Source organism: Flavobacterium sp. ZT3R18 (assembly GCF_007097385.1).
In the GTDB taxonomy this organism is placed as follows: domain Bacteria; phylum Bacteroidota; class Bacteroidia; order Flavobacteriales; family Flavobacteriaceae; genus Flavobacterium.
In genome coordinates this window covers 310,416-335,051 of record NZ_VJZS01000002.1, presented here as the reverse complement: position 1 = coordinate 335,051, position 24,636 = coordinate 310,416, and the positions used below count along the sequence as shown (strand labels likewise).

The 24,636-nt window shown below is 35.4% G+C and carries 16 protein-coding genes; 7 read left to right on the top strand and 9 right to left on the bottom strand.

The annotated features are described in order from the left end of the window. Positions 1-172: 172 nt before the first annotated feature. Positions 173-1,534: a hydroxymethylglutaryl-CoA synthase family protein gene (locus tag FNW52_RS04020; RefSeq protein WP_143376173.1), complete on the top strand. Its 1,362-nt coding sequence runs from the start codon at positions 173-175 to the stop codon at positions 1,532-1,534. A gap of 104 nt (positions 1,535-1,638) precedes the next feature. Here FNW52_RS04020 and FNW52_RS04015 read toward each other — a convergent pair whose 3' ends face one another. Then, positions 1,639-3,120: a helix-turn-helix domain-containing protein gene (locus tag FNW52_RS04015; RefSeq protein ID WP_143376172.1), complete on the bottom strand. Its 1,482-nt coding sequence runs from the start codon at positions 3,118-3,120 to the stop codon at positions 1,639-1,641. 120 nt (positions 3,121-3,240) lie between these two features. Here FNW52_RS04015 and aceB point away from each other — a divergent pair, with 120 nt between their 5' ends. From aceB to FNW52_RS03990, 5 genes are all read left to right on the top strand, one after another. Continuing rightward, a complete protein-coding gene (gene aceB / locus FNW52_RS04010) occupies positions 3,241-4,842 on the top strand; it encodes a malate synthase A (RefSeq protein WP_143376171.1) in 1,602 nt (533 codons plus the stop codon). A 105-nt stretch (positions 4,843-4,947) separates the two neighbouring features. Next, positions 4,948-6,228, top strand: coding sequence for an isocitrate lyase (gene aceA / locus FNW52_RS04005; RefSeq protein WP_143376170.1), 1,281 nt, complete (start codon positions 4,948-4,950; stop codon positions 6,226-6,228). 439 nt (positions 6,229-6,667) lie between these two features. Continuing rightward, positions 6,668-7,960 carry an aminopeptidase P family protein gene (locus FNW52_RS04000; RefSeq protein WP_143376169.1) on the top strand — a complete coding sequence of 431 codons (1,293 nt, stop codon included), beginning with the start codon at positions 6,668-6,670 and terminating at the stop codon, positions 7,958-7,960. Between the two features lie 309 nt (positions 7,961-8,269). Then, positions 8,270-9,076, top strand: coding sequence for a TIGR00266 family protein (locus FNW52_RS03995; RefSeq protein WP_143376168.1), 807 nt, complete (start codon positions 8,270-8,272; stop codon positions 9,074-9,076). A gap of 141 nt (positions 9,077-9,217) precedes the next feature. After that, positions 9,218-9,997, top strand: coding sequence for an alpha/beta fold hydrolase (locus tag FNW52_RS03990; RefSeq protein WP_143376167.1), 780 nt, complete (start codon positions 9,218-9,220; stop codon positions 9,995-9,997). Between the two features lie 87 nt (positions 9,998-10,084). On the opposite strand, the gene FNW52_RS03985 is transcribed toward FNW52_RS03990, so the two are convergent. The 6 genes from FNW52_RS03985 to FNW52_RS03960 form a co-directional block, all read right to left on the bottom strand. Next, positions 10,085-10,756, bottom strand: a complete 672-nt coding sequence (locus tag FNW52_RS03985) for an ATP-binding cassette domain-containing protein (RefSeq protein WP_143376166.1) — start codon at positions 10,754-10,756, stop codon at positions 10,085-10,087. Continuing rightward, positions 10,753-11,049 (bottom strand): hypothetical protein, encoded by a 297-nt coding sequence (locus FNW52_RS03980; protein WP_143376165.1) that lies wholly within the window; start codon positions 11,047-11,049, stop codon positions 10,753-10,755. The genes FNW52_RS03985 and FNW52_RS03980 overlap by 4 nt, the downstream gene beginning before the upstream one ends. A gap of 4 nt (positions 11,050-11,053) precedes the next feature. Then, positions 11,054-13,819 (bottom strand): PD-(D/E)XK nuclease family protein, encoded by a 2,766-nt coding sequence (locus FNW52_RS03975; protein ID WP_143376164.1) that lies wholly within the window; start codon positions 13,817-13,819, stop codon positions 11,054-11,056. 63 nt (positions 13,820-13,882) lie between these two features. Then, positions 13,883-15,310: a thrombospondin type 3 repeat-containing protein gene (locus tag FNW52_RS03970; protein ID WP_143376163.1), complete on the bottom strand. Its 1,428-nt coding sequence runs from the start codon at positions 15,308-15,310 to the stop codon at positions 13,883-13,885. Between the two features lie 113 nt (positions 15,311-15,423). After that, entirely contained in the window at positions 15,424-16,617 is a 1,194-nt protein-coding gene (kbl, locus tag FNW52_RS03965) for a glycine C-acetyltransferase (protein ID WP_143376162.1), read from the bottom strand. Between the two features lie 75 nt (positions 16,618-16,692). Next, on the bottom strand, positions 16,693-19,923 hold the full coding sequence (locus FNW52_RS03960) for an exodeoxyribonuclease V subunit beta (protein ID WP_143376161.1): 3,231 nt from the start codon (positions 19,921-19,923) through the stop codon (positions 16,693-16,695). A 322-nt stretch (positions 19,924-20,245) separates the two neighbouring features. Between FNW52_RS03960 and FNW52_RS03955 the strand changes: the two genes are divergently transcribed. Beyond that, positions 20,246-20,854 (top strand): superoxide dismutase, encoded by a 609-nt coding sequence (locus tag FNW52_RS03955; protein WP_143376160.1) that lies wholly within the window; start codon positions 20,246-20,248, stop codon positions 20,852-20,854. Between the two features lie 795 nt (positions 20,855-21,649). Here FNW52_RS03955 and FNW52_RS03950 read toward each other — a convergent pair. Together FNW52_RS03950 and FNW52_RS03945 are read right to left on the bottom strand one after the other, a co-directional pair. Beyond that, positions 21,650-23,548, bottom strand: coding sequence for an amidophosphoribosyltransferase (locus FNW52_RS03950; protein WP_143376159.1), 1,899 nt, complete (start codon positions 23,546-23,548; stop codon positions 21,650-21,652). A gap of 139 nt (positions 23,549-23,687) precedes the next feature. Then, complete coding sequence (locus FNW52_RS03945) at positions 23,688-24,611, bottom strand: PfkB family carbohydrate kinase (protein WP_143376158.1); 924 nt, start codon at positions 24,609-24,611, stop codon at positions 23,688-23,690. Between the last annotated feature and the right edge of the window lie 25 nt (positions 24,612-24,636).

Here is a 24,636-nt window from a genome sequence, read left to right as displayed (position 1 = left end):
TTATGAATTACATAAAAAAATCAAAATAAAAGACGGAATAATTATTCATTATTCAATTTTATAAATAATTACTTTACAAATAAACAAAAACACAAAAAACAGGAATTTTGTGGTACTAAAAAAATTGCCATTCAATGACGGAGTTTTAATTTTGCCTATTAAAAAATTGAAAATGAAAATCGGAATTGACGCTATAGCTTTTGATGTTGCCAAAATACATTTACCCATAAAAACTTTGGCTTTAGCCAGAAATATTGAACCCGAAAAACTAGAAAAAGGCTTAGGGCTAATCAAGATGACTTTGCCCGATATTCACCAAGATGCCGTCGTATTTGGTGCCAATGCCTTGACAAAATTAATACAGGACAACAACATCAAATTAGACGAAATTGCCCGAATATATGTTGGAACCGAAAGCGCCATCGACAACTCAAAACCCATAAGTTCGTTCTTGATTTCCTTAATGGAACAAAAATTCGGAGAGGATTCTTTATCGGAGTGTGATGTGGTCGATTTTACTTTTGCCTGTATCGGAGGTGTTGATGCACTACAAAACTGTCTTGATTTTGTTCAACTCAATCCTACCAAAAAAGCAATAGTTGTTACCACCGACTTTGCCAAATACGACTTAAATTCTACTGGCGAATACACACAGGGAGCTGGAGCATTGGTGATGTTAGTTGCTGCGAATCCAAGAATTATTGCTTTCGAAAATCATTGGGGTATAAGCACAAAAGGAGTTTTTGATTTCTTTAAACCCTACAGAACACTTTCAAAACAAGAAATCACAGGAAATACAAATAACGAATCTTGGTTTGATAATTTAGAAAGCGAAATTAAAATCCACAAAGACCAACCCGTATTTGACGGTCAATATTCGAACCAATGTTATATGGATCGAACCAAGGCGGCTTATTTTTCATTCAAAAAATTAAAAAACACTCCAGAGACTGTTTATAATTCTTGGAAAAGCATCGTAATGCATTTGCCTTATGCTTTTCAAGGACGAAGAATGCTTTCTGAAATTTACGCCTTGGATGCTTCAACTGCAATTCTTTCTGGCGAAGAAAACGCATCGGAATACCAAAACAAATTAAAAGAAATCAATAAGTCCGAAGAATACAAAACATTTGTTGCCGAAAAATTACAACCCGCAGAATTGGCTTCTTCTTTAATCGGAAACTTATACACAGGTTCTATTTTCATGGGATTACTTTCAACTTTGGCTCATTTCTATGATACCAAAAAGGAAATTACAACCGAAAAGTTTGGGTTTCTAGCTTATGGAAGTGGTTCTAAATCTAAAGTTTTCGAAGGCACGATTCAACCCGAATGGAAATCGGCTCTAGCCAATGTCAACCTTTTTGAAACATTAGAAAATAGTTTTGAAATTGATTTTGAGACTTATGAAAAATTGCATAAAAAAGAACAAAAACAAAGTATCCAAAAACCTAAAAACGAGTGGATTTTGGATCGAATAGAAACAGAAATTCCTAATTTAATTGGAGCTCGTTACTACAAATGGGTTGATTAACACTGTTTTAAAAATAAAAAAGACACAAATTTCACAGATTCACACAGATTGATTTGTGTTAATTTGTGAAATCTGTGTCGAAATTTTTCCTAAGACCCATAATCTCAACTATATTTAGCCATATATTTTTGAACTGTCGCGTCAGTCTTTTCATTTCTAAGTTTTTGATTCAAATGAATCGGAGGCGAGGCTCTTTCTAAACAATTTTGTACGGAACAGGTTTCACAAGTAACACCAACTAATTGTTTTTTTACAGAATCCCCCTCGATAAACTTAAATTTTTTCTTGATAGAAGGCGTAATCAAAATCCCAACCGAAATACTTCTCAAGCAATTCTTCTTGAAAGGATCAGGCGTTGCCGAAGAAAAAACGAGATACTCATTATTACTGTTTTCATAACGCGAAATCTGAGCATCAAAAAAATGTTCTTTTTTCTGTTTTATTGATTCTACAATCGTCTTTATAGACACCCATCTTCTGCAATAATGCTCATTCATTTCATTGGCATGAGGCTCTTGTTGATTCGTAATGTGCAATTCTTTTTTTATTTGATATGTATCTGAACCTATTTCATGAGAAAGTCGTAGAAAAAAGAGGTTTTTTATCTGAAAATCTTTCGGTAAAATATTTGTCAGTCTCTGATAGAATGATTCGGGAGAAACATTGAATTTACCCATCAATTGAACCATTTCTTGAGGCTTGGGATTACTATTTGATAAAAATACATTTAATTCGTCTATCAAATGTTGTCTTGGCAACAATAATGCACCAGCAAAATAGGAGGCATAAAAATTATTGAGAACCTGATCAAAGTTGTCAAATTTTATCCAACTAAAAGTATAAAGTCTTTCTTTGATTTCAAGAAAATTATACGCTATTTCTTTGGCCAAAATAAATGCTTTTTGAGAATCATCAATACCAACAGAGAGCAACAATGTTTTACTTTTTGGCACAAAAATAGACCTCAAATCTCCTAGCTCTTCTTGCTCAGAAAAAACAATTTCCTTAATACTATACCCATATTCTTCAATCAATATCGCCGACAATTCATCAATAGAAATAGTAGCATGCCCGTCAATATGAAATGCTTTGCAAAACAACAACACTTTTTCCTCAAGATCTTCAAAGTAATTATTATGTGCTTCTTGATAGGAACGCAAAGCTGCTAGAAAAAAACTTTCTCTAGTTAGATTATAATGTTGTGCGATTTCAATAATAGTACTTATAAAGGCATTGACTTTGGCAGGAGCATTGGCGATAATATCAATTAAATCAGCTTCTTGAATTCCAAAAAGATCCAACGGAATCTCCTTCAAAATTCCCGATTTTAATATTTCTCCAATCGGAGCGAGATTATTGTCGAGTTTTAGAGACACCATATTGTCATAACTGACATCTAATTTCTCCGCCAAAAGAATGATTTTATCCGTCTTCGGATATTTTTTTCCTTTTTCTATTTCGTTCAAATAGGATTTAGAGAGCTCCGTTATTTTGGCTAAGCCAAATAATGACAAATCTTTATTTGTTCGGGCCTGCTTGAGTTTAAGCCCGAAAATTAGCTTGATATATTCCTTTTCTACGTTCATAAAATCAAAGATAAACTAAAAAAATAAAAACCGCAAAAAAATATTTTTTCATTTTTAGCGTACGTTCGCTTGTTTTATAAAAAACTTTTTGTACTATTGTAAAAGAAAAACGCACTAACCATGATGAACCAAACCGAAACCACCGAAAAAAACTTCCAAATAACAAATGGAATGACTCAGCAGTATCCCGAAATATTGACGGATGAAGCCATCGAATTCTTAACTGAATTGCATCAAAAATTTAATAGCCGAAGACTTTCGTTATTAGAAGACCGCAAAAAACAACAGGTCCTTTTTGATGCGGGCGCACTACCTAGCTTCCCTCTTGAAACCAGAAACATCAGAGAAAGCAATTGGAGAGCCGCAACAACACCTAAAGATTTATTAGACAGAAGAGTCGAAATCACAGGTCCGGTGGATCGAAAAATGGTCATCAACGCACTTAACTCTGGTGCCAATACCTTTATGGCCGATTTTGAAGACAGCACTTCCCCAACTTGGAGCAATTTGATGGAAGGCCAACAAAATCTTAAAGACGCCGTAAACAAAACCATAACCCTTGAAGACACCGTAAAAAACAAAAAATACGAGCTAAAAGAAAAAACAGCTGTTTTAATTGTAAGACCTCGTGGCTTGCATTTGAATGAGAAAAACATTCTTATTGACGATCAACAAGCATCGGGTTCTTTAATAGATTTTGGATTGTATGCTTTTCACAATCACGAGCAATTATCCAAAAACGGAACCGCTCCTTACTTTTATTTGCCAAAATTGGAGCACTATCTTGAAGCAAGATGGTGGAATGAAGTTTTCGAATTTGCTCAAGAATATCTAGGAGAACAAAACGGGACTTTCAAAGCAACCGTATTGATCGAAACGATTACCGCTAGTTTCCAATTGGACGAAATCATTTTCGAATTAAGAGATCATATCGTAGGATTGAACTGCGGCCGATGGGATTACATTTTTTCTTATATCAAAAAATTGAGAAAAAACAAAAACTACATCGTTCCAAACCGTGATCAAGTAACCATGACTTCTCCGTTTATGAGTGCCTATTCGCAATTGGTAATTCAAAGATGCCACAAACGAAATATTCATGCAATAGGCGGAATGGCAGCGCAAATTCCGATCAAGAATAACGAAGAAGCCAATAACATTGCTTTTGATAAAGTAGTAACCGATAAACAAAGAGAAGTACAAAACGGACACGACGGTACTTGGGTAGCACATCCAGATTTGGTTCCCTTGGCAAAATCAGTTTTTGACAAACACATGCCAACAGCCAATCAAATTCATGTAAAAAGAGAAGATGTAAATGTAACAGCCGAAGATTTACTGGCCGTTCCTGAAGGAACTATTACTGAAGAAGGGGTTCGAAAAAACATTAGCATTTCTGTTTTATACATCGCTTCTTGGCTTAACGGACAAGGTGCAGCAGCTTTACACCATTTGATGGAAGACGCCGCAACTGCCGAAATATCTAGGTCTCAATTGTGGCAATGGCTTCAAAACGAAGTGATTTTAGACACTAAGAAAACGCTAACCGAAGATTATTACCATCGCTTAGCCATGGAAGAATTTGAAAAAATTAAAAAAATAGTCGGAGACGAAAACCACGAAAAACAAAATTATCATTTGGCAGAACAATTGCTAGACACTTTAGTGGTTAACGACAATTTTATAGAATTCTTAACCCTAATCGGTTATAAACACCTGTAACAAATTCAATGGCAATGTCAATGGCAATGTCAATTTCAATTTCAATTATCAAATAAAAAAACCAACAAAAAAATAACCAACACAATCTATTTAATTTAAAACACCATGAAAACCACCGAAACAAGAATTCAAGAATTAGTTACAGACTGGATCACAAACCCAAGATGGAAAGGTATCGAACGTCCTTACACCGCCGAAGAAGTGGTAAAATTACAAGGGTCTTACCAAATTGAACATAGCGTTGCCAAAATTGGAGCCAATAAATTATGGGACAGACTTAATTCTCAAGATTTCGTTGCTGGATTGGGCGCACTTACCGGAAACCAAGCCATTCAAGAAGTAGAGGCTGGGCTTGAAGCCATTTACCTAAGCGGTTGGCAAGTAGCCGCCGATGCGAATGTGGCGGGCGAAATGTATCCTGACCAATCTTTATACCCTGCCAACAGCGTTCCGTTGGTAGTAAAAAGAATCAATAACGCACTTTTACGTGCCGATCAAATACAAGTGGTTAATGGAACCGCAGACAAAAAAGATTATTTAGTACCTATCGTTGCCGATGCTGAAGCTGGTTTTGGAGGAAATCTAAATGCTTTTGAGTTGATGAAAGCCATGATCGAATCAGGAGCTGCGGGAGTTCACTTTGAAGACCAATTGAGTTCTGCCAAAAAATGCGGACATCTAGGTGGTAAAGTTTTGGTTCCTACGCAAGAAGCCATCAATAAATTAATCGCTGCCCGTTTGGCTGCCGATGTTATGGGAACGCCAACGTTGGTAGTTGCTAGAACAGATGCCGATGCTGCCAATTTATTGACCAGCGATATCGACCCACGAGATACTAAATTCATCACAGGAGAGAAAACTGCCGAAGGTTTCTTCTATGTAAACTGTGGTATCGAACAAGGAATTGATCGCGGTTTGAGCTACGCGCCTTACGCTGATTTGATTTGGATGGAAACCAGCAATCCCGACTTAAAATATGCCAAACAATTTGCTGATGCTATTCACAAAGAATTCCCTGGAAAAATGTTAGCGTACAACTGCTCTCCTTCTTTCAACTGGGCTGCCAAATTATCCGTAGCCGAAATGGAAACGTTCAGAGAAGACTTGGCCGCAATGGGTTACAAATTCCAATTCATCACATTGGCTGGATTCCACGCCTTGAACACAAGCATGTTCGAACTGTCAAAAGCCTACAAAGAAAGAGGTATGGCAGGTTATTCTGAATTGCAAGAAAGAGAATTCGCATTACAAAAACACGGTTTCAAAGCCGTAAAACACCAAGGTTTTGTTGGAACTTCTTATTTTGATGCCGTACAAAATACCGTTACCACAGGGAAATCTTCTACAACAGCCATGAAAGATTCTACCGAAGTAGCTCAATTTTAATTTTTAAATACCACTTTAAAAGCACGGAGAAACCCTCATTTCTTCGTGCTTTTTTTTGTTAGCAGATACTCCAAAAACAATTACAGGAAAATTATTTGGGCGTGACCCCATAAAGAAAAGGGCCTACTCATAATACCGCTCATTCGGCCCTTTCCTTTACGCGGTCGGGCTATCACGAGCGCTATGGCGCCTTGCTCTATCCCTCACGCAAGTCGTAAAACAAGAACTTTAATACAAACCATCAACTTTATTTTTTTAAACAAACACACATTAAAATCTTAAAAAAAAACAACACAAATACTAATTTCATTTTTAAACTTAGTATTTTTGATGATTCAATATCAAAATCATTCTAAAATGAAATTGCCATAATATAAAGACCCAAAATCCAAAAAAAAGGCAATACCATATTCCATTAAAAAACTAATATTAAATTCGTATGAAATATCATCAAATAGACCGCGACCTTTTTATAAAAAATCGCGCAAAATTTACGGCTCAAATGAAGCCAAATAGTGTAGCCGTTTTCAATTCAAATGATATTTACCCTGTTTCTGCAGATAGCACATTGCCATTTGCACAACATCGTGATATTTTTTATTTATCGGGAGTAGATCAAGAGGAAAGTATCTTATTGCTTTTTCCGGATGCCCCTTACGAAAATCAAAGAGAAATAGTATTCCTAAAAGAAACTAGTGAGCATATTGCCATTTGGGAAGGCGAAAAACTGACCAAAGAGCGCGCTTTTGAAGTTTCGGGAATTAAAAGCGTGTATTGGTTACACGATTTCGAAAAAGTCTTAAACGAAATGATGACCTACTCGGACATCATGTACATCAACACCAACGAACATTACCGTGCTTCCATCGAAACCGAAACCCGCGAGGCTCGTTTCATCAAATGGTGGAAAGCCAAATATCCTGCACATCAAGTTGCCAAAAGCAACCCGATACTACAACGCATCCGTTCTGTTAAAGAAAGTGAAGAAATAGATTTAATTCAGAACGCCTGTAACATTACCGAAAAAGGATTCCGAAGATTACTCTCCTTTGTAAAACCAAACGTAACCGAATACGAAATCGAAGCCGAATTGATTCATGAATTCGTACGCAACAGATCCAAAGGTTTTGCTTACACGCCAATTATTGCTTCTGGAAATAATGCCAATGTGTTGCATTACATCGAAAACAACCAACAATGCAAAGCTGGTGATTTAATATTGCTTGATGTTGCCGCAGAATACGCCAACTATTCTAGCGACATGACTCGTGTGATTCCAGTTTCGGGAAAATTTACAGACAGACAAAAAGACGTTTACAATGCCGTTTTACGTGTGAAAAATGAAGCTACAAAAATGCTGACTCCAGGAACACTCTGGAAACAATACCATGTAGAAGTGGGTAAAATAATGACCTCTGAATTACTTGGTTTAGGATTAATCGACAAAGCAGATGTTCAAAATGAAAACCCGGAATGGCCAGCATACAAAAAATATTTCATGCACGGAACCTCACACCACATGGGATTGGACACACACGATTACGGATTATTGCACGAGCCAATGAAAGCCAATATGGTATTTACCGTTGAGCCCGGAATTTACATCCCAGCCGAAGGATTCGGAATTCGTTTAGAAGATAATTTAGTAGTTCAAGAAACTGGAGAACCTTTCAATTTAATGAAAAACATCCCGATTGAAGCAGAAGAAATCGAGAGTTTAATGAATTCGTAATTTCAAAAAGAGAATAGAATATAGAAAAAAGAGAATAGACGGTTTACGAAAGTAAGCCGTTTTTTTTTGTTATTAAAATTCGGATGCGTCCCAATGCTATTATTATGACAAGGTTCTTTTGTCATTTCGACGGAGGAGAAATCACATTTGTTACTCACGTTATGTGATTTCTCTCCCGAAAGCTTTCGGGGCGTCGAAATGACACAATAAGTATATACTTAACCTTAACATTCAACAAAATTTCGCATTTCGATTGTAACATTCTAAATCTTCATCCGACTTACTCTAAAAAGTAAAACACTAGAAATCATGCAAGCACACGAAATAGATTACCAGATATTTGGAGAAGAAATGCAGTATGTCGAAATCGAATTAGATCCACAAGAAATAGTAATTGCCGAAGCAGGCAGTTTTATGATGATGGAGAACAACATCCAGATGGAAACCATATTTGGAGATGGTTCCGCACAACAAGCAGGATCGGGTTTGTTTGGCAAACTTTTGAATGCAGGGAAAAGAGTCCTAACAGGCGAAAGCTTATTCATGACGGCATTTTTAAACCAAGGCAACACCAAAAGTAAGGTTTCGTTTGCCTCTCCCTATCCTGGAAAAATTCTTCCTATTGATTTGACACAATTTCAAGGTAAATTTATCTGCCAGAAAAGTTCTTTTCTATGCGCTGCCAAAGGCGTTTCTGTTGGAATTGAGTTCTCCCAAAAACTCGGTCGCGGCTTATTTGGAGGAGAAGGTTTCATCATGCAAAAAATCGAAGGAGACGGAATGGCATTTGTTCATTCTGGAGGAACTATGGCGAAAAAAGAATTAGCCCCTGGCGAAGTCCTAAAAGTAGACACCGGTTGCATTATCGGTTTTACGAAAGATGTCAATTATGATATTGAATTTATAGGCGGAATCAAGAACTCCATTTTCGGAGGAGAAGGTTTGTTTTACGCCACCTTGCGTGGCCCCGGAACCGTTTACATACAATCATTGCCTTTCAGCAGATTAGCGGACAGAATCATTGCATCGGCACCAAGATCAGGCGGAAACAGTCGTGAAGAAGGAAGTTTATTAGGTGGACTTGGAAATCTTTTGGATGGTGATAATCGCTTTTAAATTAAACTTATCAAAAAATAGTAACAGCTTACAACAATGTGAGCCGTTACTATTTTATAAAATGCTTTCCTCAAATGTAGCATTTAGGAATTTAAAAAATTAATTTTGCAATTGTAAACTATCAACATAATCCCCACCCTTTTGGAAACTCTTCTCTATAAAAACACACAAATTTCGTATTCAGACACAGGAAAAGGCACTGCTGTAGTCTTGCTGCACGGTTTTTTAGAAAACAAAACCATGTGGAACAACTACATAGCCGAATTTTCTAAAAAAAACAGAGTCATAACCATCGATTTATTGGGTCATGGAGAAACGGAATGCTTGGGTTACATCCACACTATGGAAGATATGGCCGACGCAGTTCATGCTGTTTTAAACGAATTAAAGATCCGAAAAGCTATTTTTGTAGGTCACTCCATGGGTGGTTATGCGGCTTTGGCTTTCGCCGAATTATATCCAGAAGTAATAAAAGGATTGGTACTTTTGAATTCGACCACTTTTTCAGATGATCACGAGCGTAAAATAAACAGAAATAGATCCATAAAAATAGCACACAAAGAGTACACAAACTTGGTTCAACTTTCTATTGCCAATTTATTTAGCATTGATAATCGTGAACGACTTAGTGCCGAAATAGAACATGTAAAATCGGAAGCGCTAAAAACACCTTTGCAAGGTTATATCGCAGCACAGGAAGGTATGAAAATAAGAAAAAACAAAGAACACTTGTTGCATCTTACCGATTACCCAAAATTGATCATTCTTGGCAAAAAAGACGGGGTTCTTAATTATGAGGACAACATCAAACAAGTAGAAGGAACCAACGTAGAACTCGTTTCGTTACCTGACGGTCATATGTCACATATAGAAAACCAAGAGGAGTTACTTACCGTTTTGACTACTTTTTTTAAGAAATGAGCATTACCGAAAACAGGTCGCAAATACCAATGAAGTTTGCGAATTCCATATTCCAATAAAAAACAAATATTAACTACATATGAAAATCTAAACCATTCTCGAACTTAAATACCCTCTTTCCATCAAATCCATTTTGTTTTTCACAGTGTGTACTTTACCCTCTTTCATCAATAACAGTTGAGTCGAAATACCAATTACATTTTCATAATCATGATCCGTAATTACGATTCCTTTTTTAGATGAATTGTCTTGTATCAATTGGTTTACTTTTTCAACCATAATGGGAGATAACCCATTGTAAGGCTCGTCTAACAAAACAAATTTAGATGAATTAAAAAGCACTAACTTAATTTCCAGATAACGTAATTCTCCGCTCGACAAATAATTTATTTTTTTATCCAAAATAGATTGAATCATTGTATCCTCCAGAAAATCAGCTATTTTTTCAATAGAAACAGACAAAGAAATAGCTTTTTTAACCGTGAAATGATTGGGAATAAACGACTCTTGATGCAAATAACTAATTTCCTTAAGCAGTTGAGACACTTTGTTTTTTACAACCCCATCTATACGAATGCACTTATTTTCGGCAGAAACAATCCCAAAAATAATTTTCAACAATGTTGACTTCCCAGAACCATTTCTACCCAACAAACCTATAATCTCGTTAGTCTCACATTTCAAATACACATCAGAAACCACTAATTTACTATCAAACTGTTTCCGAACACTATCCACTTCCAAAATATGCTTTTTCAAAATAATTCTTTCAATATTAAAATTAAAACAAATCCTAAAATAGACAAGCTCAAAGTGAACACATAACTATAGCCTAAAAGTTGAATCTTAGAAACTCCATTATTAGAATAAAACAAATAATCATTTTTCCTATAAAGTTCTTTGTAGAGTACACTTATCATAAAACCAAAACTGGGAAAAATAAAAAAGAAACTATCAACCCCTCCAAAAAGCATAGAGATTAAACAAACAGCCAAATTAATCAAAAGTGTGCTCTTGAAAAATTCAAAAACATTAGTCCATTTTTTGTCCATTCCTTTATAAAATTTTCTCCTCAAAAGGGATTGTTGCATCCAATATTTCATTCAGCAACAAAACAATCTGTTCCAAATAATTAGATTGTATCTCCTGATTAATAATAGAGATACTTTCCTTTTCTTCTTTAATATTAAAAGGCAAGAAACCTGATTTTAGATTTTTGAAAGAAATAATTCCCGCCTCTATAGGTTTTCCATTAGCATTTTTCTCATACATATAGGCGTATGCCAAAACCTGAATGATTTTGTCATTTTTAATATCATCCGTCAATCCTTTCCAGGACTTAAGGGTAACACTGGATTTCTCTACTTTCCCCGTTTTGTAATCAATGATTCTAATGGTGCCGTTGCGTTCTTCAATCCTGTCCACATTTCCCTTGATCAAAACAGGAAAAGGCAAACTTGGATGTTGCACCATTCTTTCAAACGTTTTTTCAAGCTCCAGAATCTTTATGGCATCGCCGTTTTTAATGCTCTCTAATTCTACTTTCAAGAAATTGAAAACATTTCGCTTCGCCACTTCAAAAGCCAATAAATTTCGTCCTTTTTTGATTTCCCCTTCTTTGTAAACCACTTTAAACTGAATCAAAACTTCGGAATCAATTTTCTTAATACAATTTTGAATATCAAATTCGGAGATAAATTTACCAACAAAAGGTTCATATAAAACCCGTAAAGTCTCATGAATAATAGTTCCCAAAGTATTCAAAGCAATATTTTCCTCAACTTCTTCTACTTCACTAATCCGTAAAATCTTCTGAAAATAAAACTGAATCGGATTTCGTATATAACTCGTCAATGCCGAAGGAGAAAACCCTTTTTCGGCAATTTCTTTCAACCGCATCATCACCTTCTCCGATTTCGGAATTACCATTGGCAGATAAGCAGTATCAGGCAAAACTGCGTTATAAATTTCGTGGGTTAAAATATGTTTGGGTTGCTTCTCTACTTCCAATTGAGTTATGAAACGACTTTTTTCCCCTGCATCCAATCCTTCACTTTCGGTATTATAAAGCAAATAAATGTTTTTGGCCCGTTGCAACAAATGATAAAAGTGGTAGGTATAAATTGCGTCTTTCTCTTTAAAAGTTGGCAATCCCAATTCGCGTTTAACATCATAAGGAATGAAAGAGTTTTGTGATTTTCCCGCTGGAAATTTTCCTTCATTCATAGAAGTAATGATAACCGTTTCAAAATCCAATACCCTACTTTCAAGAACACCCATTATTTGCAATCCGTTTAAAGGTTCTCCTTCAAAAGAAACTTCTGCCAGATCAATTACTTGTTTATAAATCGCATGCAGCGTATCAATCGTGTCAATTGCTTTATGTTTAGAATAGTAATTAATCAGTTTGTTAATCACTTTAAAAATAGCATAGACAAAAGTCTTAGTTATTTTTTCCTCTTCATTTTCATTATCTAAATTATTCTTCACCTTTAGCAATAAACTCGATATTATTTCTAAAACGTCAATAGAACCTTTCTCCCATTTTTGGAATACAAGCAAGAATAAATCACTAGAATTATCATTTAATTCCAATAATTTATGATGACTGATAAAAGTATAATTGTTTTTATTTATAATCCCAACCAAAGCACTGGTATTTGCATACGGCTCAATTAACGGATGAGTCAGTATGTCCAACACATCCTTATAATAAAAAACATAACTACTATTGCTTCTTGACAATGCATTGGTGTGCATTTTAAACAACTTAGCAATCAAAATTTGCGCAGGATTGTTTTTACTCGAATACCCCATGGTAATATTCAAGGCTCCGACCGAATTCGGCAGAGAATACAACAGTGGAATTAACAAATTCTCTTCTCCCAGAACAATAGCCACTTTATCCAGCGGCGCATTGGGGTTTTCAATACTGATGTTTTCTATAATGCTTCCTGCAATCTTAGCCTGACCAATCGTTTTTGGAGTACCGATAACTTGAATGTTTTTGGTTGCCGAAAAATCATCCACTATCCATTCAAAAGGATGTGATTTATAATGTTTCCAACTTTCTTTGAAACGACGCACAAATAAACCGGCATCATAGTAAGGATCATTTAGAAACGTTTGATCGGCATCCCAATATATTTTAGCCTGATCTGAAGCAATAAGATGTTGAATTATTTTTTCCTCCGAAGCATTCAAGGCGTTAAAACCTGCAAAAATAAATTGTTTCCCTGATATCGATTTTGAAAAGCTATTGGTGTTTTTTACCGCTTCCCGATAAATCAAACCTTGATAACCTATCCCTTTCTTTAGTAAATGATCGTAAAGAGATTGATAGTATTTGGGTAATAATTTCCAAAAATCAATGTAGTTTTCAAGTAACTGCGTTTTATTTTCGACTTCAATTCCCCATTTCTTGATGTCTTCGATATCTTTCAGATACGACAAAACATGATTTGGATCTAATAAATAACGATCGATTTCATTAAAATCTTGCAGTAGTGTTTTGGCCCAATTGGCAAAAAGTTCAAATGACTGCTGGTTGTTTTTTTCTGTAATAGACAAATAAACTTCATAAAACTCAAAGAGCAATTCTATGGGATCAATGGTTCTTATTCCTGCAATACTTTGAACAAAATCTTCGATACTAATAATTTCTGGCGAAAATATATTCTCCTCAGTTTGTTTTTTTAATGCTTCAACAAGAAATATTTTGGCTCGCTTGTTGGGTAAAACCACTATAGTATCAGCCAGTACATTATTATATTCCGTTACTATTACTGTTGCAATTTTATCTAAAAAAGAAGTATTTGTCATTTTATAAATATAAAAAAAGCCATTCAATTAAGAATGGCTTTTTAAAATTATTTGAAGAATAAATTACAATTTACCTTCGTGTACTGAACCTATGTGTCTAATTTCAGTTCTTCTGTTCAATGCTTTACCTTCTTTAGTTTTGTTAGAAGCTACTGGTTTAGATGAACCAAAACCAGCTGAAGTTAAGTTAGCAGGGTTAACACCTTTTTCAATTAACTTATCCATAACAACTTTAGCTCTGTCTTCAGAAAGTTTTTGGTTTATTTTAGCGCTACCAGTACTATCAGTGTGACCTTCGATAGCGAATTTAGCGTTAGGGTAGTTTCTTAGGATTTCTTTAATCGCTTCCAATCTACCGTCTGTAGCACCTTTATCAGCAGTTTCTAAGATTGCTTTACCAGTTACGAAGTATACCGCTCTAGCTTGTACTTTAAGTTCTTCTAATACTTGCTCAGTTACTTCTGGACATCCTTTGTTGCTAGCAGGACCAGCTACTGTAGGACAAGCATCTTCTTTGTCAATTACACCATCTTTATCAGAGTCTAATTCTGGACATCCACCATTGCTAGCTGGACCAGCAACTGTAGGACATTTGTCAGAAGCATCAGTAACACCGTCACCGTCAGCATCTGGACAACCTTTAAGTGATTTCAATCCAGCAACTTCTGGACAAGCATCATCTGGATCTGCTACACCGTCTCCGTCTGTATCAGGACATCCGTTAAATTCAGCTAAACCAGCAACTGTAGGACAAGTGTCTTTAGAATCTTCGATACCATCAGCATCAGAATCAGGACAACCGTTGAATTGTTTTAAACCTGCAACTTCTGGACAAGCATCATCTTTGTCATAAATTCCATCATTGTCAGTATCTTTAGCACCAAACTTGAAAGTAAGACCTGCAGAGTATTGAGTGTAAGAAGGAGCATCAGGAGTTTTACCATCAGCATATGTTCTATCTCCGAAAGATTTTTTGTATGTTCCTAATAAAGAAAGACCAACGTTTTCAGTAAACCAAAAGTTTAATCCAACACCCGGGTTTACAGTACCATAGCTTTCATCACCTAAGAAAGTATAACCACCACCAACGCTTAAAGTTGGCTCAATTACTTTAGACTTAAGTAACTCCATAAAACTGTAAGTAAGAGTTGCATCGATACCATAGTACATCAAATCACCAGGATTTACAACAACATTTGGCGCAGTTACAAATTTATCAACTTGATTGATAGATCCTGTAACTCCTACGATAAAACCACTTCCTACGTATCTAGAAACATTGATATAAGAAACAGAAGGAAGAATATTCCAGTTGTCACTTACCTTGAATGGTTGGTCAAAATGACTCATAAAGTCTTCACCAGCACTAGACCTATAGTCAATCGCGTTTACTCCAAAACCGATAGCCCATTTATTGTTACTGTCTTGTGCTTGAGAGCTTAATCCCATCACCATCGTTACAGCAACTAAAAGTTTGTTAAGATGTTTCATACTTTGTTTTTTTAATTACAATTTAGTTAATTTAAGAACAAAAATAGTACGATTTTATTTAACATCAAAATAAAATGTTAAATAAAACATCTGAATACCACAAAATTTAACAATTATATTACAGCAAGTCTCTTACCTACAGCCACAAAAGCATCAATTGCTTTATCTAAATGTTCTTTAGAATGTGCCGCCGATAATTGCACTCTTATCCTAGCTTTATCCTTAGGAACTACCGGAAAAAAGAAACCTATAACATACACTCCTTCTTTTAGCAACTCATTAGCCATAGTTTGAGCTAATTTGGCATCATATAGCATTACCGGCACAATAGCTGAGTCTCCTTCTACTATATCAAAACCTGCTTTTTTCATACCTGCTTTAAAGTAATTGGTATTCCATTCTAATTGATCTCTAAGCGTGGTGTCTTTTTCTAATAATTCGAATACCTTAATAGATGCACCAACGATAGCTGGAGCTAATGAATTCGAAAACAAATAAGGTCTAGAACGTTGACGCAATAACTCTATTATTTCTTTCTTCGCAGTTGTATAACCTCCCATGGCTCCACCCAATGCTTTTCCTAAGGTACCTGTGATAATATCTACACGTCCCATTACACCTTTAGCTTCTAGCGTACCTTTACCTGTTGCACCGATAAATCCTGCCGCATGACATTCGTCAACCATAACCAAGGCATCATATTTATCCGCCAAGTCACATATTTTATCTAATGGCGCTACAACTCCATCCATAGAGAAAACACCATCGGTAACTATGATCTTAAAACGAGCTCCAGCTTCATTAGCTTTAATCAATTGCTGCTCTAAATCTTCCATGTTACTATTTTCATAACGATAACGAGCTGATTTACACAAACGCACTCCATCAATTATAGACGCATGATTTAAACTATCTGATATAATAGCGTCATTTTCACCAAATAAAGGCTCAAAAACCCCTCCATTTGCATCAAAAGCCGCTGCATACAATATAGTGTCTTCGGTACCGTAAAAATCAGCTATCTTTTTTTCTAATGTTTTATGAATGTCCTGAGTACCACAAATAAAACGAACGGATGACATTCCAAAACCATGGGTATCCATAGCATCTTTAGCCGCTTGAACTACTTCGGGGTGCGAAGAAAGTCCTAAATAATTATTGGCACAAAAATTTAAAACTGTTTCTCCTGTTGAAATAGTGATTTCTGCTCCTTGTGGAGAGGTAATAATTCTTTCTTTTTTGAAAATTCCGTTTTCTTCAATAGTCTGAAGTTCAGACTGTAAGTGTTGTTGTATTTTTCCGTACATTTTATTTAAATTTAAAAGGGTATCGTTTTAAGTATAAAAAACAATAAACTTAGCTATTTGACAATTATTTTTTTTTTACAAATGTACTACATCGATTTTGACTCCTATATATACAAGCGATTTTTTTAGCACTTTGAAGCCCATTTTTTCAATAGCCCTTTGATAATTTTCTAATTGATATTTGTATTTCGGATTAGGAAGACCCGTTTTGTAATCCAATAAAAAAACTTCTTTGGCTTTATTGATTACTATTCGGTCGGGTTTTATGGTACCCCCTTCTTTTTGAATAATCGTTTTTTCATTCAAAACTTCATTCCCATCAGCAAAATGTTCTGTCAAATTTTGATGATTTACGATTTCTACAATTGCATTATAAACTAGCTCTTTTTGAAGATTCGTAATTAAACCGTTTTCAATAGCTTTATTTATGGCTAATTCCACATCGCTTTTTGTCGCTACAAATGAAAGGATTTCATGCACCACGTTACCAAATTCTATAGCTTCCAGCTGATGCGTTCCCCACATTAATGCTTCTTTTTGTGCAATTTTTATGTTTTTGGGATTCAAAACATCTGAAACCAACGGAATGGTTTTCGAAGTATCAATGTGTTTTTCTTTTGCAGACAACTTTACTGAACTACCAAATGGATATTCTAATTGGTTTTCATCATAAAGTCCTTGATGGATCAAATGTTTTATAAAAAAAGAAGCCATATTGCTTGGATATTCTCCGTCTTTCCTTGGCTTAATATTTTGAGAAATAAGATACAATTGTTCTTCGGCTCTGGTTAAAGCCACATACAACACATTAATATTATCCAACAACTCTTCTTGTTTTTTCAGATTATAAACTGCCGATGCTGCTGTACCAAACTCCTCAATAGCACTGCTGTTATCCACTAGTACTTTCGGCATGTCAAAATCTTGTTCTTCGGAGTTCAGCCATAATTTATCTTTTGGTTTTCTGTTGTAATCTTCTTCGGCAAAAGGCATAATGACAACTGGAAATTCTAATCCTTTTGATTTGTGAATCGTCATTATCCGAACCGCATTAGTACCTTCGGGAGAAGGAATGCTGAATTTCTCCGAGTTTTTATCCCAATAATTCAGAAAATCTGAAATCCCTGCTTGATTGCGGACATCACGTTCGAGAACAATATCTAGAAAATACTGAACATAAGCCCCCCCCGCCCCCGAAGGGGGAGCTAATGAACTAGACGGAGATACTTCTTCAATCTTAGTAGCTCCCCCTTCGGGGGCGGGGGAGGCTTGGGCTAGGAATTTTTTAACAATAATTTCTACGGCCTCGTACAATGATTTTTTTCTAATGTTCTGAAAAGAGAGCTCTATATTACAGTTTTCCAGCCATTTTTCGAAAGCCACTTCCTCTTTCAATTCCATCCCTTTGGCTATGAAATCATGAACAGGCAATTCATTTTGTTTGTTTTGTGCCAAATATTGTAAAAAATTAGCCTTTGACTCTAAATCGGAGCTGTTTTTTAAATATTTTAATATGTGAATAATCAATCGAACCTCGGTCGCGTTTTGAATCATCAATGTTTCGGAGGACAAAAGCGGAATGCTTTGCTCCGTTAAATAATTGGCAATCGCAATTCCCTGACTTCTTTTACGGGTAAGGATTACGATGTCTTTATATTCAAATCCTTCGTTGAGTACTTTTTGAATAGTAGTTAAAGTCGCCAACACATATTGTGCGGATTTATCTAGAACCTCTTCGTCATCGGTTTCTTGTTCTTCTATTTTTGGCAAAAAAGAGATATTCACATAGCCCCCAATTTTATTATTTATCTTCTGACGGCTGTGATTTTCGTACAAATCTTTATAATCGGCATTGCTGAACTCATTGGACAAGAATTGAAAAAAGTCATTGTTAAATTCGATTACTTGAGAATAGCTTCTATAGTTTTTATCTAAATGCTCCAGTTTTTTTTCGGGATTACTGAACGGGTTTTGGTCTTTACTCAACTCGATAAACTGTTCGGCTTTCCCTCCACGCCATCGGTAAATGGATTGTTTGGGATCGCCAACAATCATCAAAGTCCCTTTTTGTCCTGAATCATCTTGACCCGAAAGCGCATTGTCAATAAGCGGAATCAGGTTTTGCCATTGCATTTCGGAAGTATCCTGAAATTCGTCTATAAAAAAGTGACGGTAGCGCTCCCCTAATCTCTCGTATATAAAAGGAGCGGGTTGATTTTGTATTTCGCGGTGAATAATCGCGTTGAACTCGGTTATCGAAAGTACATTTTGTTCGCTTTGAATTTTTGCCAATTCATTGCTGACTGTATTTAATAATGATAAAGGCGTGATGTTTTTCAAGAAGGCTTTGTAGAAATTTCGCTTTTCGAAGTTTTTGTAAATTTCGACAAGAGTTTGCAACAAATCGGGAATAATGTTTTCTATCAAGGCTCGGTCTTTTGCCGTTTTATTGATGGCAATATCTTCGAACTCCCGAAACATCTTGTTTTTTGGATTGAATTTACCATCAGCGATACTTTGAAGATGATTCGGAAAAGTTCCTCTGGAAAACGATTTTAAATCAATTCCATTTTTATCAATTAATGATAATGATGTTTCGGCAAGAGCAGCATTTTCTTTTTCTAAAGCTGCACAGACCTTAACTAATTTTTCTTTTACGGCTATAAAATCGCTTATTGATTTATCGTGAAAATGAACGATTTCGTTTCGGTTATTTTCATTCAACACTAATTTTCCCGTTTCCAGAATTTCACGCGAGATGTCCCAAGATTTGTCATCATCAGTTTTTTCCATCGTGAAATCGATGAGTAATTTGGTCAGAATTTCATCTTCGCCCGCTTGTGCGATGATGGCATCTACGGCTTCAATCAGCAGATTTTCGGTATCCAAAGTTACCTCGAAAGTCATAGGCAACCCCAAATCGTGTGCAAAAGCACGAATAACTTTGTGTGTAAATTTATCAATGGTCGATATATCAAAAGCAGCATAATTGTGAATAATATGCTTGATGATTTGTTGGGATTTGGTTTTGATTTGAATGATTGAAAGTGCGGTATCCACAGCCAAATCCTGCATCAAATCCAGCGCTTTGGCATTGGGTTCGTCTTTGGCAAATTCAGACAAACTACCTACGATTCGGCTTTTCATTTCATGTACCGCTTTGTTGGTAAACGTAATGGCCAGTATATTACGGTAAGCATCGTTCTTGTGTGCCGTGAGAATGATTTTGAGGTATTCTTTGACAAGAGCATATGTTTTTCCGGAACCTGCGGAGGCGTCGTATATAGCGAAAGAAGGTCTTTCCATTTGGAATTTAGATTGATGATTAACGTCCCGATAACTATCGGGATTAATTTCTGATTTACATTAAAATTTCCTGAAATCCCAAATGCCCTAGCCCCGATGGAAGGGAAAATCCTTTTTATCCCGATTTTTCATCGGGATAAAAAGATTGGAACCCCGATAGCTATCGGGGGCGGGAAATAGCTCCTCACTTTGACATGCTCAGTGTGCGATTTGCTATACTATCAATTTACTTAATGAAATTATAACGAAATAGAATTTTCAATTCCAAAGTTAAATGTTTAATTTTGAATAAAATATTTATAAATCACTAAACAACTATATTATGGCTTTTGAATTACCACAATTACCTTATGCGTATGACGCACTAGAACCTCATATTGATGCTCGCACAATGGAAATTCACCATTCTAAACATCACAATGCGTATACAACAAATTTGAATGCTGCTATTGCAGGAACGGATTTGGAAGGAAAAACAATTGAAAACATCTTGATTAACTTAGACAAAGCTAATGCTGCGGTTCGTAACAATGGTGGTGGTTTTTACAATCACAACTTGTTTTGGACGGTTATGTCTGCAAATGGTGGTGGATTGCCAACTGGTGAATTGCTAGAGGCTATTGAAACTGCTTTTGGTACTTTTGAAGAATTCAAAGCAAAATTCGCTAAGGCTGGTGCTACACAATTTGGTTCTGGATGGGCTTGGTTATGTGTACAAAAAGGGGGTAAACTTGACGTTTGCGGAACTCCAAATCAAGACAATCCTTTGATGCCAGGTGTAGGTTGTGGCGGAACTCCAATTTTAGGAATGGACGTTTGGGAGCATGCATATTACTTGCACTATCAAAATAGAAGACCTGATTATATTGAAGCTTTCTTTAATGTAATTAACTGGACTGAAGTATCTAGACGTTTCGCTTTAGAGAAGTAAAAAGAGAATAGAAAAAAGAATATAGAGAATAGACGGATGAACTTAGAGTTTGTTCGTCTATTTTTTTTGGATTTACTTTTTTCTATTCTCTCGTTTCTCTTTTCTCTTTTCTAACTTCTATTCTCTTTTTTGAGACTTTACTCCAATAAAAAAGGTGAAATGTTACTTCCACCCTTTTTGCCCCAAATCTACCATAAACTTAACCTACTAAAATTATGGTAGTCAAATGTACGTCGATAATCACTTTACTAAAAATATTTTCGATGAACTTCCTAAATACTCGTTAATTAGCTATTTTACTGATTAACAGCATACTTATCTTGTTATTTTATTCTTAATTTACATTTAAAAAGAAACATATTAAGTTTAAAAGCCTGACTTTATTCCAATAAAAAAGGTGAAATGTTACTTTCACCCTTTTTGCCCCAAATCTACCATAAACTTAACCTACTAAAATCATGGTAGTCAAATGTACAACGTTATACGATCCATTTAAAACATATCCGATGAATGCCCAATAAACTCGTTGACTTACCAAAATAGCAATTCTCAATATTTTTAATAAATCACAACTACAAAAAGTCACAACGTAATTTTAAAAAATTCAACCTAAATTACTTGACTTTATTCCAATAAAAAAGGTGGAATGTTACTTCCACCCTTTTTGCCCCAAATTTACCATAAACTTAACCTACTAAAATTACGGTAGGCGAATATACTTAGGTATTATAAATTATAAAAATAAAATCGATAAAAGACCTACAAATCCGTTTATCGAATACTGTAATGAATTTATTAATAGGCTCTAGCATCTTTACCTTCGTAAAAATTCATAAAAGCACGATTCACAACACGATTTCCTCCTGGTGTTGGGTAATCTCCTGTAAAATACCAGTCTCCCAGATTCTTCGGACAAGCAATATGCAAATCTTCAACTGTTTGGAAAATAATTTTCACTTCGGCATTAATCTCTGGAGAACTTAATAACTCTGCTATTTTATCTGAAACTTCTTGTGGTGCAAAAGGAGCATAGATAGCAGTAACATAATTTACTACTTCGCTATCTTTAAAATTCTCTTGTGCTTTACATTTAGCATATACTTCGTCTACGATGTGATACAAGTTTCTTTCTTTTAACAATTCTAATGCTGCTTTAAAAGCAACTAATCCTTCCAGTTTTGCCATATCAATTCCATAACAATCTGGAAAACGTATTTGTGGTGCAGAGGAAACAATCACAATCCTTTTTGGATTCAAACGATCCATCATTTTTATGATACTCATTTTAAGAGTTGTTCCTCTTACAATACTATCGTCAATAATCACAAGATTATCCGTTGGTTTTATCACACCGTACGTTACATCATATACGTGGGCCACTAAGTCATCTCTACTGCTGTCTTCAGTAATAAAGGTTCTTAATTTTGCATCTTTTATGGCAACTTTTTCGGTTCTAATTTTTACAGAAAGCAATTTTTCTAGCGTATCTTCATTCAAAAGATCTTTGTTTTGAAGAATGAAATTTTTCTTTCTTTGATTCAAAAAGTCTTGAGCCGCTTCAACCAATCCATAAAAAGAAGTTTCGGCAGTGTTTGGAATATAAGAGAAAACCGTATTGTCAGTATCATTATCTATAGACTCTAATACTGCAGGCAAAATAAGTTTTCCTAGATTTTTTCTTTCTTGATATATTTCAGCATCACTTCCTCTAGAAAAATAAATACGTTCAAAAGAACAGGCTTTTTTTACTGTAGGCGGAAGGATTTCAGTCATAGATACCGTTCCGTTTTTCTTAATGATCAAAGCGCTTCCAGGATCAATCTCTTGTACTTTATCAAAAGGGACATTGAAAACAGTTTGTATTACAGGTCGCTCTGAAGCAACAACAACAATCTCATCATCTTGATAGAAATAAGCTGGACGAATTCCCGCTGGATCTCTAAAAACAAAAGCATCACCGTGACCTAAAAGACCTGCCATGGCATATCCTCCATCTAGATTTTTGGAAGAACGTGCCAATATTTTAGCAACATCTAATCGTTCTGCAATTACTGGTGAGGCTTCTCTTTTAGACAAACCCTCTTCCTTACAGTCTTGATACAATTGCATCACTTCTTTATCCAGGAAATGACCTATTTTTTCCATTACGGTAACTGTATCAGCCATTTCTTTTGGATGTTGTCCTAACTCCACCAAATTTTGAAAAAGCTCTTTTACATTAGTCATGTTAAAATTACCTGCCAAAATCAAGTTTCTGTGCATCCAGTTACTTTGACGTAAAAAAGGATGAACACTTTCGATGCTGTTTTTACCAAAAGTCCCATAACGAACGTGACCTAAAAATAATTCTCCTATATAAGGAATATTAGCTTTTAGTTGTGGTACATCATCCGCATATTCTGGATGAGCCACCATCTCTTCGTTTATTCTTTCATTTATTTGTTTAAAAACATCTTGAATAGGTTGTGCATGATTGGAACGTACACGACTTATGTATCTTTCGCCAGGTTCTACATCTAACTTAATGCTTGCGAAACCAGCACCATCTTGACCACGGTTGTGCTGTTTCTCCATAAGCAAATACATTTTTTGTATGCCATAGAAAGCGGTTCCGTATTTTTCTTTGTAGAATTCAAGGGGCTTAAGAAGTCTAACTAAAGCTATACCACATTCGTGTTTTAAAGCGTCGCTCATTGTGTTTTTGTTTGTAGTTATTGGTATTTTAAATGGTACTAATTTTATTTTCATTCTTAAAATTCGAAGCAAGCTCGTATTTTTCTCATGAAAATTATCTGTATTAATTAAAAAAAGCCCCGTGTGAGGCTTTAGATTATTATAATTCTATGTCAAACTGGGTCAATGATTTGAACTGTTGCAATCTTGAGACCACTTCTTTTTTATCTAAATCAATCATTCGTTCTGTTCCAAATTTCTCAACACTAAAGGAAGCTAAATTAGAACCCTGAATAACTGCGTTTTTCATATTCTCGAAAGACACATTTTCGCTTTGGGCAATAAATCCTGCAAATCCTCCGGCAAAAGTATCTCCTGCTCCAGTTGGATCAAACACTTCTTCTAAAGGTAATGCTGGTGCAAAAAAGATTTCTTCCCCATGAAACAATAATGCTCCATGTTCTCCTTTTTTAATTACCACATATTTAGGTCCCATGGTATGGATTTTTGCTGCAGCTTTTACTAAAGAATACTCTCCAGAAAGTTGACGCGCTTCTTCGTCATTAATGGTAATAACATCTACACGTTTAATGATAGCCATTAATTCTGGCAAAGCACAATCCATCCAAAAATTCATAGTATCTAGCACTACTAATTTAGGTTTTGTTTCCATTTGATCCAAAACGCTACTTTGCACTAAAGGATGTAGATTACCTAACATCACAATTTCGGCATTTTTATAGTCTTGAGGAACTTTTGGTTGAAAATCGGCCAAAACATTAAGTTCTGTTACCAAAGTATCTCTTGAATTCAAATCATTATGATATAAACCACTCCAGAAGAATGTTTTTCCTCCTTTAACGACTTCTATTCCAGAAATATCAATATTTCTTTCCACTAATAAATCTAGGTATTCTTGTGGAAAATCATCTCCAACTACAGAAACAATAGCCGATTGTACCTTAAAAAAAGAAGCTGAGATTCCAATATAAGTTGCTGCTCCACCAAGAATTTTGTCTGTTTTTCCAAAAGGAGTTTCAATTGCGTCGAAAGCTACCGTTCCAACAATCAATAATTTATTCATTATATGAGTTTCGAATTAAGGCGCA

Excerpts from the sequence above, each read along its gene's own strand:
- FNW52_RS03980 (WP_143376165.1), bottom strand. The coding sequence starts at position 11,049 with ATGGACAAAAAATGGACTAATGTTTTTGAATTTTTCAAGAGCACACTT.
- FNW52_RS03950 (WP_143376159.1), bottom strand. The coding sequence starts at position 23,548 with ATGAGCGACGCTTTAAAACACGAATGTGGTATAGCTTTAGTTAGACTT.
- FNW52_RS03955 (WP_143376160.1), top strand. The coding sequence starts at position 20,246 with ATGGCTTTTGAATTACCACAATTACCTTATGCGTATGACGCACTAGAA.
- FNW52_RS03945 (WP_143376158.1), bottom strand. The coding sequence starts at position 24,611 with ATGAATAAATTATTGATTGTTGGAACGGTAGCTTTCGACGCAATTGAA.
- aceA (WP_143376170.1), top strand. The coding sequence starts at position 4,948 with ATGAAAACCACCGAAACAAGAATTCAAGAATTAGTTACAGACTGGATC.
- FNW52_RS03975 (WP_143376164.1), bottom strand. The coding sequence starts at position 13,819 with ATGACAAATACTTCTTTTTTAGATAAAATTGCAACAGTAATAGTAACG.
- FNW52_RS03970 (WP_143376163.1), bottom strand. The coding sequence starts at position 15,310 with ATGAAACATCTTAACAAACTTTTAGTTGCTGTAACGATGGTGATGGGA.
- FNW52_RS03995 (WP_143376168.1), top strand. The coding sequence starts at position 8,270 with ATGCAAGCACACGAAATAGATTACCAGATATTTGGAGAAGAAATGCAG.
- kbl (WP_143376162.1), bottom strand. The coding sequence starts at position 16,617 with ATGTACGGAAAAATACAACAACACTTACAGTCTGAACTTCAGACTATT.
- aceB (WP_143376171.1), top strand. The coding sequence starts at position 3,241 with ATGATGAACCAAACCGAAACCACCGAAAAAAACTTCCAAATAACAAAT.
- FNW52_RS03960 (WP_143376161.1), bottom strand. The coding sequence starts at position 19,923 with ATGGAAAGACCTTCTTTCGCTATATACGACGCCTCCGCAGGTTCCGGA.
- FNW52_RS04015 (WP_143376172.1), bottom strand. The coding sequence starts at position 3,120 with ATGAACGTAGAAAAGGAATATATCAAGCTAATTTTCGGGCTTAAACTC.
- FNW52_RS04020 (WP_143376173.1), top strand. The coding sequence starts at position 173 with ATGAAAATCGGAATTGACGCTATAGCTTTTGATGTTGCCAAAATACAT.
- FNW52_RS04000 (WP_143376169.1), top strand. The coding sequence starts at position 6,668 with ATGAAATATCATCAAATAGACCGCGACCTTTTTATAAAAAATCGCGCA.